The sequence below is a fragment of the Methylotuvimicrobium sp. genome, assembly GCF_050611805.1.
GTDB lineage: Bacteria > Pseudomonadota > Gammaproteobacteria > Methylococcales > Methylomonadaceae > Methylotuvimicrobium.
Genome location: NZ_JBNGHF010000079.1, coordinates 3,631 through 14,961 on the forward strand (window position 1 = coordinate 3,631; position 11,331 = coordinate 14,961).

Below are 11,331 nucleotides of genomic sequence, written 5' to 3' on the forward strand. Positions count from 1 at the left end.
ATTCCCACGCAGGAGCGTGGGAACGAGAGGACGCTGACGCTAACTCGGTCTCCCTGGTTCCCACGGTCCTCCGTGGGAACCGATACCGGCTTTAAGTGTGGCACGTTGTATTTAAGTCCGGTATGCATTCCCACGCAGGAGCGTGGGAACGAGAGGACGCTGACGCTAACTCGGTCTCCCTAGTTCCCGCGGTCCTCCGTGGGAACCGATACCGGCTTTAAGTGTGGCACGTTGTATTTAAGTTCGTTATGCGTTTCCACACACAGGAGCGTGAGAACGAGAGGATGTCGGGTTACGCTGACGCTAACCCGACCTACATTTGATAAAGGCACAAACATGATCGATAAAATTTATTTCGACAAAATCGATGCGGAACTGCTGAAGATCAGTCCGCGCCAAGACATTATGCTGCTGCGCGTCATCGCGGCGGTCATTCCGGTGGTCTTATTCGGCTTGGATGCACTTTATGATTTGCCGGTCTTGTATTGGCTGGGCATTCCGTTTTATCTGTTCTGTTTGGCGCTCTATCTCGAAAGCCTGTTGAAAAGCGTGTTGTTCTTGCGCAAGGTTTCGGCGGAACTGCTGATCGTTTTGGTCATGACCGTGACGCTGATCGATGGGGCGCCGTTGAGCGGGGCGATGGTCGCCTGGTTCATCGGCCTGGGCTTGTATATCTCGTTCACGATCATCCGTAAGAACCGGGAAAAGATCGAAAGCCTGATTCAGGAGGGCAAAAAGACAGCCCGGATGCTGCAGGACGGCGACATCGTGGAAGTGCCGATCAACCAAATTCGGCTAGGCGCCACGGTGCTGATTCCGAAAGGCGCAATGGTTCCGATCGACGGAATCATCATCGAAGGCGCCTCGGCGATCGACGAATCGACGATTACCGGCGAACCTTTTCCGGTATATAAGGAGACTGGCGCCAGCGTGACATCGGGTACGCTGAATTTGAGCGCGCCGCTGCAGGTCAAGGCCGATAAAAACGGGGACGATTCGTTTCTCGCAGTGATCACTCAGGAAATCGAAAACAGTCTGGAGAACAAATCCGATCTGCAGCGGCGCGCCGATACCACGGTGCAGATTCTGCTGTTGTCGGTCACGGCCTATGCCTTTTTGCTGCTTTACATCACCGGCAGCCTGCATCTGATGGCGACGGCACTGGCGGTGGTTTGCCCTTGTGCCTGGGCGCTGGCGACGCCGACCGCGTTCGCCGCCAATATCGGGCGTCTGGCTCGTTCGAATATTCTGGCCCGTGGCGGCGAGCCGCTGGAAAACATGCAGGACATCAAAACGCTGATTCTGGATAAAACCGGCACGGTCACGTTGGCAGAACCCGAAGTCAGCCAGGTCATCGAAATGGGCTTGCCGACACAGGGTCTATTGGAACTGGCCGCATCGATCGAATCGCGTTTCGATCATCCGATCGCGCATTCGATCGTCAATTATGCGAAAAAGCAAGGTCTGAATGCCTTCCTGCCGGTCGAGAAAGCCGAGGACCTTCCGGGCCGCGGCATCAAGGCCCGGATCGAAGGCCGGGAAATTCTGATGGGCAGCGCCGAAACGCTGAGCCTTCAGGACATCGAATTGCCGGCTATCGACTATACCGGCCGTGCTGTCTGGCTGGCGGTCGACCGCGAAGTCCAGGGCGTCATCGTCATTCGCGATATCATGCTGTCGGAAATGCGGGGCTTGGCCGATACGATCCGCGCCTGTGGCATCGAAAAGGTCGTGCTCGCGACCGGCGATAACGAAGAACAGGAGGCCAATCGCGTGGCCGACTATATCAACGCCGACGAATACTATTTCAATTGCAAGCCGGAGGACAAAACCGCGCTGGTCAAAAGATTTCAGGAACAGGGCAAAGTGGCGATGGTCGGCGATGGCGTCAATGACGCGCCATCTTTGGCTGCCGCCAATGTCGGCATCGCGATCGGCGGGCACAAGAACGTCAATCTGGCGATCATTTCATCGGATGTCGTCATTCTCGGTAACGATGCCCAGGATCTGGTCACGATCTTGCGGCTCGGTCATAAAATGGGCGGCATCATCCGGCAAAATTATCTGTGGGCCGTCATTTTCAACAGCGTCGGCCTAGCGCTGGCGACATTCGGCTTGCTCAATCCGATCTTTGCCGCGCTGCTGCATCATGTCAGTTCGGTGTTCGTCGTCGTCAATGCCGGCCGCTTGTATTTTACCGGCATCGAGCAATCGCTGGTCGGTCCTATGTTCAGAAAAATGGATGAGCTGACCGGCCGCGATCAGCGCTGCGAACCCGAAAGTTTACCTTCCGTCTCCGAAGCGACTGTCGAAGCGGAGTCTTAAACGTATGGCTTTGCTGGAGCTGCGTCGAGCTGTTTATAGGGTGGGACAGAAAAACATTCTGGACGGTCTGGATTTCGCTATCGACGAAGGGGATGTGCATGCGCTGATCGGCACGAACGGCACCGGCAAGAGCACCCTGGCGCGCTTGATCATCGGCAGCGAGGGTTTTCGGCTGAGTTCCGGGCAAATCGTCTTTGACGGCCGGGACGTCGGCACCTGGACGATGTACGAACGCGCCCAGGCAGGCATCTCGATGGTCTGGCAAGAGCCGGCCTTGTTCGAAGGCATATCGGTGCGCGATTATTTGAGCATTGGCCGGGGTCATGCGGACTTATCACAATGCTTGGCCCAAGTCGGACTGAACCCCGACGACTATCTCGACAGACCGTTGGACAAGTCGATGAGCGGGGGTGAAAGAAAACGCATCGAGCTGGCGTCCATGCTTGCATTGCGGCCTCGGCTTTGCATTCTGGACGAACCGGTGTCCGGCATCGATTTGGTTTCGGTCCGGAGCATCCTGGCCGTGATCAGACGAATACAACAAAACGGGTCGTCGATTCTGCTGATCACGCATCGCGAAGAAGTCGCCGGCATTGCCGACAAGGCTTCATTGTTGTGCGGCGGTAAAGTCGTCATGACCGGCGCGCCGGATAAGATCATCCAAAATTACAAGGCCAGACATTGTATCGTTTGTAACGGCCGGGAGTGCGACTATGCTGCTGACTGATCGATTCATTCCGTTACTGAACGCGAGCGGCATCGATCGCGGTATCCTGGACGACCGTGAAACCGCGCATATCGCGGCGGACGGGCAATCACTGCTCAGCCGGCGGTCGATTCCGGGTCTTTCGATGAACATCGTTGAAAGTCCTGAGTCGACGAAGGTCGACATCAGGATAGAACGCGATGCTCACATCGTGAATCCGGTCCATCTTTGTTTCGCGTTGCTGCACGGCATCGGTAGTCAAAACTTTAGCGTCCATGTCGTGCTCGAACCGGGCGCCAAGGCCGATTTCATCGCGCACGGCCTGTTCGCGAATGCCCAAGTCGTCAAGCACACTATGCAGAAGCTCATCGAGATTGGCGACGGAGCACAGGCTCATTTCACCGATAGTCATATTCATGGGCTTTCCGGTGGTATCGAAGTCAATTCGACAGCACAGATCAAAGTCGGCAAGCATGCGCGCTACAGCGCGAATTTCTCGTTGACATCGGGCAGGGTCGGGCGGCTCGATTTGAATGAATCGATACAGGCCGACGATTACGCGGTCGTCGAGATCATTTCCCGCGTCTACGGGCATGACGACGATTCGATCAAAATCAACGAAGAAGTCAGTCTGAACGGCCGGTTCTCGCGAAGCATGATCAAAAGCCGCGTCGCGTTGGAAGGCGAAGCCCGGGCGGACATCGTCGGCATCACCGAGGGCCGCGCCGAAGGTTCGCGCGGTCACATGGATTGCATGGAAATCATCAAAGACCAAGCGGTCGGACAATCGACGCCGGTCGTCAAAGTCAGTCATCCGCTTGCGAAGATCACCCACGAAGCGGCTATCGGCACGGTCGACAAGAAACAAATGGAGACCTTGATCGCGCACGGGCTTTCCCCAGAGCAGGCCACGGATATGATCGTGTTGGGTATGTTGCGTTAAATCGATCGAGGACCTACGAATGCTGCTATGGATAATGGGATTCAGTCTGTTGGGAAGCTTAGACGCTATTCCTGGTGCGGTCTTGTTTTCCCTGGTTCCCACGGTCCTCCGTGGGAACCGATACGGGCGCTGAGAGTATTACGTTGTGCTTAAGCCTTGGTATGCATTCCCACGCAGGAGCATGGGAACGAGAGTTCAATCAGTTGAGGGGTACTATGAATGCTGCTATGGATAATCGGGTTCAGTCTGTTGGGCAGTATCGGCGCTATTGCCGGCGCGGCCTTGTTTTTGTTCTTTCCGGAAGGCATTCGTAGAGTGCTGGTTCCTTGTTTGATCAGCTACGCGACCGGCACGCTGCTTGGCGCGGCGTTTCTCGGCATGTTGCCCGCCGGGCTGAAACAGGCTCCGGTGATTGCGGTAATGGCGACGGTCTTGGCCGGCATGGTCGGCTTTTTCGTTTTGGAAAAACTCGTCATCTGGCGTCACTGTCACAACAGCGGATGCGAGGTACATAGCCATGCCGCGCCGTTGATTCTGATCGGCGATGCCTTCCATAACTTCGTGGACGGCGTGGTGATCGCCGCAGCGTTCCTTACGTCTATACCATTGGGCGTCACTACCGCATTGGCGGTGATTGCGCACGAGATCCCGCAGGAAGTCGGCGACTTCGCCATCCTGCTCGACAACGGCTACAGTCGTGTGAAGGCCTTGGTGTTCAATGGATTATCATCCATCGCCACATTGCCAGGTGCTTTGATCGCCTATTTTTGGCTGGTCGAGACACGCGAGGCGGCGCCCTATATTTTGGCGATCTCTGCCGCCAGCTTCATCTATATCGCGACGGCCGATCTGATACCTGCCTTGCACCGGCAGGTTAGCCTGCTGACATCGCTACGCCAAATATTGCTGTTGCTCGCGGGCATCGCTACCGTCGCTTTCTTTCACCTTGGAGGGTAAACCATGAACCAGCTCACCGAAACTGAAATCGCCGCCCTCAACGAGGCGTTGGATGATGAATACCGGGCCTTGGCAACCTACGATCAAGTCATTGCCGACTTTGGCGATGTGTCGCCGTTCAGCAACATACGAGATGCGGAAAGCCGACACATAGACGCGCTTTGCACACTTTTTTCTCGCTATGGGTTAACCATTCCCGAGAATCCCTGGTTGGGAAATGTTGAGCGTTATGAGAGTCTGCAAGAAGCTTGCGAAGCGGGCGTCGCCGCCGAAATCGCCAATGCCGAAATCTACGAACGGTTAGTTCAAGCCACGGAACGACCGGATATTCTGACCGTGTTCCGCAATCTTCGGGACGCATCGCAGCAGCGCCACCTGCCGGCGTTTCAGCGATGTATGCAAGGATCATCCGGACGCGGTGGACATGGCGGCGGGGAAGGACGTCGCGGCAGACACGGGGGCGGCCATGAGTAGGATCGCGGAAGGCAGTTTTCAACAGGAGTCGCGCCATGCCTAGAGTGGCTCCATTCGAGGCTCATCATCAACGTTATGAGGCGTGGTTCGAAAAGCATGAGGCTGCTTATATCTCGGAATTGCTGGCCCTGCGTCCATTCGTGCCCTGGGAAGGTTACGGCATCGAGATAGGCGTCGGCAGCGGTCGCTTCGCGGCGCCGTTAGGGATACAGGTCGGCGTCGATCCTTCCCCGGCGATGTTGCTCCATGCTTCGGCGCGAGGCATAAAGGTCGTGGAAGGCGTGGCCGAGAATCTGCCTTTCGAAGTCGGCACCTTCGATTACGCGTTGGTGGTAACGACCATCTGTTTTGTAGACTCCCCAGTGAAAATGCTTGCCGAGGCTTACCGAGTGCTTAAGCCGGGCGGCCGCCTTGTGATCGGGTTTATCGATAGGGAAAGTGCCTTGGGACAAGATTATTTGGCGCATCAGGACGAGAGCGTATTTTACCGCGAAGCCACATTCATTTCGGCTGACGAAGTAGAGCAACTTCTGCTGGAAACCGGTTTCTCGATCGACGCTTGGGGGCAGACGCTCGCCCGCCCATTGTCCGAAACTCGGGAAATCGAATCGCTAAGGGCAGGGCGGGGTCAATGTGCATTCGTTGTCGTCGCGGCAACGAAAGAGGATTGGTAATTATTCAGCATAAGTCATATATAAGAAGGTGTCGGGCATTGATTTATAAGGCTGTCTGCAACAGGACGTTGCGGTCAGAGCTTACAGGGACGTATTTACGCGTCCTTAGAAATCAATACCCGACGCCAAACCGACCAAATGCGCTGAATAGTTACGAGGATTGATTCATTGAAAACGACAGTTACACGATAATATACGGGTCTAAAAATCCCTCGATGGAGTGCGGTTTCATGGTTTCATCTGCTTATTCATCAAGCGCTCAAAGTTCCGGTGTACGGGTTTATTTGGTCACCGGCGCCACCGGGGCGATTGGCAAAGCCATTGCGCGGCAACTGGCGGCAAAGCCGAATTCCGAAGTCGTATTGGTTTGCCGCGATGGCGATAAAGCACAACGAGCGGTGCGGGAAATCATCGCGGCCACGGGGAATGAAGCAGTGCGCTTCGAGCTCGCCGACTTGAGCGAGCATCTCGAAATCCGTGGTTTGGCGGAACGCTGGACCGGTCCGCTGCATGCATTGATCAACAATGCCGCCTGTACGCCGCGCACCCGGCAGGAAACCTCCGAAGGCATCGAAATGCAGTTCGCCACCAACGTGCTCGGTTATTTCCGGTTGATCGACGCGTTCGCCGATACATTGAAAGCGTCGGCGCCTGCCCGTGTCGTCAATGTCGCAAGCTACTGGGCCGGCGGCCTGGATTTGAACGATTTGGAGTTTACCCGCAGGCGCTACGACAGCGACAGCGCCTACCGACAGTCCAAACAGGCCGACCGCATGCTGAGCGCGGCTTTCTCGGAAAGACTTCTGCCTTACCGAATTGCGGTCAATGCCTGTCATCCGGGCGACGTCAATTCGAAATTGAGCAACGATTTGGGATTCGGCGGCCACGAAACACCGGATCATGGCGCCGAAACCCCGGTATGGCTCGCGACCGACCCGGCCGGCCAGCAACATTCCGGGCGCTACTATGAACACAAGCACGAAGTCGTCTGCAGCTATAGCCGAGACAGGGAGGCTGTCGACGCGCTTTATCGGGTTTGTTCGAACTATTCGATCCGTTGACTGCAGTGTTAACCCATGACCGTCATGGTTGAGTCAACCATTACCCTTCCTCATTGCCGACACGCGGAATTCGAGACGTTGCCTGCTTGGAATCAGATTGACCTTATCAAGGCGATGGCGCGGCAGCGGCATCAACGTCTCGGAAAAGGTCTTCACCCGGTCTTTGTCGCCCTTGCCGGCACGCACTGTAATCTGATTGTATTCGAAATCGAGATCCTGAACTCCGAGCCTGACCACCTCGGTAATCCATAATCCGCTGCCGTACAGAATCTTTGCCGCTAACTGCGGAACGCCTTCATGCGTGCCAAAACCTGTTTCACTTCATCCGCCGACAACACGACCGGAATGTGCCGTTTTTTGCCGGAACGAATCGCATCGATACGCTTTTCCAGCGGCTTGTCGAGAATTTTTTTGTAGAAAAAAGCCAAAGCGTTCATCGCTTGATTCTGCGTCGATCCGGCGACATTACGCTACGTAGCCGGATGCGTCAAAAAGGCTTCGATTTTGTCTATGTTTGCGTTAATAGTTGAAATTATTAGTATGCGAATGCCGAAAAGACTGTAGGGCACGCTGTGCGTACCGCAGGAGATCCGCCCGTAGATTAACGTGCTCTCATGTGTTTCGTTGTGCCGACATTAGGTACGCGCAGCGTACCCTACATTCGCTTTGAGTTTTTAAGTGCTTCCGGTGGCGGGGGCAACTATTACCGCATACATAGCCTTCAAATTTGGCTTTGCTGTGTTCAAATAAGGATTGTCTTTCCGTCATTCGATGAAACCTGACGAATTGCGCTTTATTCAATCGCAGTTAAGTACTTTCGGTATGCAGGGAATAATGCTTGAAACGCATGATCCTTCGCACGCCACAACCGGTAGAGCTTGCGAACTTGAACTTGACTTCGAAAACAGTACCATCTAAAGTCAGCGGCAATTTAATGGGCGGGCAAATCTGCCTGGATTGTCAGCTAATATCAAGTTATCGAGGCAACTATGCGCGGTTTATCGAATATCAAGGCAAAAATGCCTGAAAATACCGGTAATATCAACTTGTATGGGCAGATTTGCCTGGGAATCAATAGTTATAACTAATAAGCGTCATGGATATACCAGAAAAGTTAGGAATCAATGAAACGGATTTCCGGTTAGTTTTCGGGTACAGCAAGATTGATTACGATCTGGAGAAAGACGAATCGAACAGAAAAAAGCATGGATATTCGCTTGAAAGTGCTGTGTATATTTTGCAGAATTGGTTACTCCCCATTCAATCTCACCCATTTATTACAAGCGATCCAATCATAAAAGGTGACGAAATTCGACATCAGCACATTGGCGTAGATGATGAAAATAATGTCGTTTTCATCGTAACAACCATGCGAACAGATGAAACAGTGCGGGTGATCTCGTTTAGAAGAGCAAGCAAAGAAGAGCGACAAATCTTTGCTGACCATTCTGGTTATAACAATGCAAATTAACTCGGACCGCAAAAACCGCTACGCGCTTTTCGCGTCCGGTTATTTGCAACGTTATATTTTTGGAGTCTATGAGCAGACTTACAGCGATTAAAAAGGGGCAGCTTTATGGCGGCGCCATTCTGACGCCTCATCGATATCCTGATGGGTGCTTCGTTGCAACCACATCAAGACATGATGTTGACTATGTCAGGGTGGAAACTGAGGAAGAGTTGGAAGCTTTATATTTGGCGGGCTATGGGGTGAGGATGTCGAACCCCAAAATCAACCAAGGGCCGTCCTACATTAAGCATGATAGCATTATTCTTTCTTCAGGAACTACGAAGAGTTCATTAGCGCCAGTCGGATCTCATCTGAAGAGACTGACTGAAGAGGCCGATTTAGACAAAGATTCAACAACCAAGGCGCGAAAGGAACAAGCATTCTTGCGGGCTTACCTTTGTGAAGGGAAAGCTTTCTCTAAATGCGTTATTTGTGGGAATGACTTTCCAGTTGACTTCCTTGTAGCTGCGCATATCAAGAAAAGATCGGATTGCACAAAGAATGAAAAACTAGATTTTGATAACGTAGCCGCATTAATGTGCAAGTCTGGTTGTGATGATCTGTTCGAGAAAGGATACATTTTTGTGCGTGACGCAAAAGTTCAAAAGAATAGCAAGCGTCGAACTAGCAGAAAGCTTGATGAGGTGATCTCTGAGCTAATAGGAAAAATGGTTAATAATTGGCCTGGAAGTCAGAATTATTACAAATGGCATGAAAAAAAATATAACAAGTGAATTAAGCCGACCTATTTTCCGCTGCCGCTCCAAATTGGCGGCTTATTTAAAGCGTTAAAGCATCACTGGGAGGAAATATGATCAGTTCTTTGTATGCTGCGATGTTGGCATTATTGATTGTCTGGTTGTCGCTTCGGGTCATAAAGTTGCGTCGGGAAAAGAAAGTGCGTCTCGGCGATGGAGGCGAGCCTGAACTCCAGGCTGCGTCCGAGCCCAGGGAAATGCAACAGAATATATCCCCATTTCTCTCATATTGCTCGTTCTGCTTGAGTTAAGCGAAGCTCATGTAGCCCTCGTGCATTTCGGCGGTATTGCTGTGCTCGTGGGACGCATTTTGCATGCAAGGGGCTTGCTGACCGAAAGCCTTCGTTATCGCATACTGGGAATGCAAGTTACCATTTTTACAGTGATCGGTTTGGCAGTAGCCAATCTCGCTTACGTTGTGTACAGCGGCTTACGGACGCTCTAAAATGGCGCTCAAAGGGACGTGCCGCCTCATGGCGGTTTTTGAAGTTTTGTTATTTATCAAGCTTTGGGGATTAGCGTCACTGTGACAGAATCGGTGGCCGGGAGAGTCTGATGACCATTACGAACAAGCAATCCGGTACAAACGTGCACGAAATTGCCGACGGGATCTATCGCATCAACACGCCAATTGTCATCGAAGGTGCGGGTGGGTTCTCATTCAATCAATTCCTCATCATGGACGATGAACCATTGCTCTTCCACACCGGTCCGCGAAAATTGTTTCCATTGGTGCGCGAAGCAGTCGGTGCCGTTTTACCGGTCGAGAGCCTTCGCTACATTGCGTTTTCCCATGTCGAAGCCGACGAATGTGGATCGCTCAATGAATGGCTCGCCGTCTCCCCGCAGTCGGTACCCCTGTGCGGCGCGGTAGCCGCCATGGTATCGGTTAGTGACCTTGCTGATCGGGCACCCCGTGCGCTTGCCGATGGAGAACGGCTCTCCCTGGGCAAGCACTCTGTGCGTTGGTTCGATACGCCGCATTTGCCGCACGCGTGGGATTGCGGCTTCTTGACAGAAGAGCTAACGTCCACATTGCTATGTGGCGACTTGTTCACGCAGAAAGGCGCCGATCTTCCGCCTATCACAGAGTCGGACATCCTGGGACCGAGCGAGGCATTCCGCCACGAGATGGACTACTTCTCGCACACGAAGAATGCACGCGCGATGCTTGAGCGTCTGGCCTCGACAAACCCTTCAACGCTTGCATGCATGCACGGTAGCGCATGGCGTGGCGATGGGGCGAAACTGCTTCGCGCTCTTGCTGACGAGCTATCTGCATGACTGGGTATGTGCTACGGATGGACCAGGCGTTTCAGCGGACGCAGACGAACCGCGTCGCTGAGCTTGATCGTTACGTGTACATGAGTCCGACATGAAGCTATTGTTTGTCTGCAGTGAGAATAGGCTGCGAAGCCCAACCGGAGAAGAGATCTTCTCGCGATACGATGGGGTCGAGGCGATTGGGTGCGGTACCAACGCCGATGCGGAGACGCCATTGAGCGGCGATCTCATCGAGTGGGCAGATGTTGTGTTCGTTATGGAAAAGTCGCACCGGAATAAGGTGAAAAAAAAGTACCGCGACCTCCTCAAAAATAAGAGGCTGATTTCTCTGGATATCCCTGACAGCTACGAGCGCATGGACCCTAACCTTATTCGTCTACTGGAGAGCAGAGTATCCAAACATGTTCGGATTCGATAAACAAATGAGTAACTAATTGCTCAAAAACGACGCGCGAACAGCGCGCGAGTTTTAGCAAGGCGTTAGGCAATTGGAACAATGGAAGCCGTACCATACAAAGAGCTATTGAGCATTGTTGCCATTGTGTTGACGTTTCTGGCGACGGCTCCTTACATATATTCCATTTCCTGATTAGCAAGATGCTTCAGCTTACCGAAGTCAAGTGTCCGAGCAGGGGCTAG

The 11,331-nt window shown here is 53.1% G+C and carries 12 protein-coding genes and 2 pseudogenes; 12 read left to right on the plus strand and 2 right to left on the minus strand.

Going from position 1 to position 11,331, the window contains the following annotated elements; all coding sequences use genetic code 11:
* The first annotated feature begins 336 nt into the window (after positions 1–336).
* From ACRJJO_RS20725 to ACRJJO_RS20755, 7 genes are all read left to right on the plus strand, one after another.
* On the plus strand, positions 337–2,325 hold the full coding sequence (locus ACRJJO_RS20725; RefSeq protein ID WP_431067475.1) for a heavy metal translocating P-type ATPase: 1,989 nt from the start codon (positions 337–339) through the stop codon (positions 2,323–2,325).
* 4 nt (positions 2,326–2,329) lie between these two features.
* Complete coding sequence (locus ACRJJO_RS20730) at positions 2,330–3,052, plus strand: ATP-binding cassette domain-containing protein (protein ID WP_431067476.1); 723 nt, start codon at positions 2,330–2,332, stop codon at positions 3,050–3,052.
* Positions 3,039–3,974 carry a SufB/SufD family protein gene (locus ACRJJO_RS20735; protein ID WP_431067477.1) on the plus strand — a complete coding sequence of 312 codons (936 nt, stop codon included), beginning with the start codon at positions 3,039–3,041 and terminating at the stop codon, positions 3,972–3,974. Before ACRJJO_RS20730 ends, ACRJJO_RS20735 begins: the two co-directional genes overlap by 14 nt.
* A 219-nt stretch (positions 3,975–4,193) precedes the next feature.
* Positions 4,194–4,931, plus strand: coding sequence for a ZIP family metal transporter (locus ACRJJO_RS20740; protein WP_431067478.1), 738 nt, complete (start codon positions 4,194–4,196; stop codon positions 4,929–4,931).
* A 3-nt stretch (positions 4,932–4,934) separates the two neighbouring features.
* Entirely contained in the window at positions 4,935–5,405 is a 471-nt protein-coding gene (locus ACRJJO_RS20745; protein WP_431067479.1) for a ferritin-like domain-containing protein, read from the plus strand.
* Between the two features lie 35 nt (positions 5,406–5,440).
* On the plus strand, positions 5,441–6,079 hold the full coding sequence (locus ACRJJO_RS20750) for a class I SAM-dependent methyltransferase (protein ID WP_431067480.1): 639 nt from the start codon (positions 5,441–5,443) through the stop codon (positions 6,077–6,079).
* A 230-nt stretch (positions 6,080–6,309) separates the two neighbouring features.
* Positions 6,310–7,140: an SDR family NAD(P)-dependent oxidoreductase gene (locus ACRJJO_RS20755; RefSeq protein WP_431067481.1), complete on the plus strand. Its 831-nt coding sequence runs from the start codon at positions 6,310–6,312 to the stop codon at positions 7,138–7,140.
* Between the two features lie 33 nt (positions 7,141–7,173).
* Here ACRJJO_RS20755 and ACRJJO_RS20760 read toward each other — a convergent pair whose 3' ends face one another.
* Complete coding sequence (locus tag ACRJJO_RS20760; protein WP_431067482.1) at positions 7,174–7,377, minus strand: hypothetical protein; 204 nt, start codon at positions 7,375–7,377, stop codon at positions 7,174–7,176.
* Between the two features lie 41 nt (positions 7,378–7,418).
* Positions 7,419–7,598, minus strand: a pseudogene (locus tag ACRJJO_RS20765) (integron integrase); the annotation flags it as partial.
* A gap of 638 nt (positions 7,599–8,236) precedes the next feature.
* Here ACRJJO_RS20765 and ACRJJO_RS20770 point away from each other — a divergent pair.
* The 5 genes and pseudogenes from ACRJJO_RS20770 (at position 8,237) to ACRJJO_RS20790 (ending at position 11,110) form a co-directional block, all read left to right on the plus strand.
* The gene (locus tag ACRJJO_RS20770; protein ID WP_431067483.1) at positions 8,237–8,611 is read left to right on the plus strand and encodes a BrnT family toxin; all 375 of its coding nucleotides are present in this window, start codon (positions 8,237–8,239) and stop codon (positions 8,609–8,611) included.
* A 68-nt stretch (positions 8,612–8,679) separates the two neighbouring features.
* Positions 8,680–9,384: a hypothetical protein gene (locus ACRJJO_RS20775; protein ID WP_431067484.1), complete on the plus strand. Its 705-nt coding sequence runs from the start codon at positions 8,680–8,682 to the stop codon at positions 9,382–9,384.
* Positions 9,385–9,485: 101 nt separating this feature from the next.
* Positions 9,486–9,853, plus strand: a pseudogene (locus ACRJJO_RS20780) (MAPEG family protein).
* 110 nt (positions 9,854–9,963) lie between these two features.
* Positions 9,964–10,692, plus strand: a complete 729-nt coding sequence (locus ACRJJO_RS20785) for a hypothetical protein (RefSeq protein ID WP_431067485.1) — start codon at positions 9,964–9,966, stop codon at positions 10,690–10,692.
* Positions 10,693–10,783: 91 nt separating this feature from the next.
* Positions 10,784–11,110 (plus strand): low molecular weight protein tyrosine phosphatase family protein, encoded by a 327-nt coding sequence (locus ACRJJO_RS20790; RefSeq protein ID WP_431067486.1) that lies wholly within the window; start codon positions 10,784–10,786, stop codon positions 11,108–11,110.
* The last annotated feature ends 221 nt before the right edge of the window (positions 11,111–11,331 follow it).

Coding starts and splice junctions, on each gene's coding strand:
- ACRJJO_RS20725 (WP_431067475.1), top strand. CDS start 337: ATGATCGATAAAATTTATTTCGACAAAATCGATGCGGAACTGCTGAAG.
- ACRJJO_RS20730 (WP_431067476.1), top strand. CDS start 2,330: ATGGCTTTGCTGGAGCTGCGTCGAGCTGTTTATAGGGTGGGACAGAAA.
- ACRJJO_RS20735 (WP_431067477.1), top strand. CDS start 3,039: ATGCTGCTGACTGATCGATTCATTCCGTTACTGAACGCGAGCGGCATC.
- ACRJJO_RS20740 (WP_431067478.1), top strand. CDS start 4,194: ATGCTGCTATGGATAATCGGGTTCAGTCTGTTGGGCAGTATCGGCGCT.
- ACRJJO_RS20745 (WP_431067479.1), top strand. CDS start 4,935: ATGAACCAGCTCACCGAAACTGAAATCGCCGCCCTCAACGAGGCGTTG.
- ACRJJO_RS20750 (WP_431067480.1), top strand. CDS start 5,441: ATGCCTAGAGTGGCTCCATTCGAGGCTCATCATCAACGTTATGAGGCG.
- ACRJJO_RS20755 (WP_431067481.1), top strand. CDS start 6,310: ATGGTTTCATCTGCTTATTCATCAAGCGCTCAAAGTTCCGGTGTACGG.
- ACRJJO_RS20770 (WP_431067483.1), top strand. CDS start 8,237: ATGGATATACCAGAAAAGTTAGGAATCAATGAAACGGATTTCCGGTTA.
- ACRJJO_RS20775 (WP_431067484.1), top strand. CDS start 8,680: ATGAGCAGACTTACAGCGATTAAAAAGGGGCAGCTTTATGGCGGCGCC.
- ACRJJO_RS20785 (WP_431067485.1), top strand. CDS start 9,964: ATGACCATTACGAACAAGCAATCCGGTACAAACGTGCACGAAATTGCC.
- ACRJJO_RS20790 (WP_431067486.1), top strand. CDS start 10,784: ATGAAGCTATTGTTTGTCTGCAGTGAGAATAGGCTGCGAAGCCCAACC.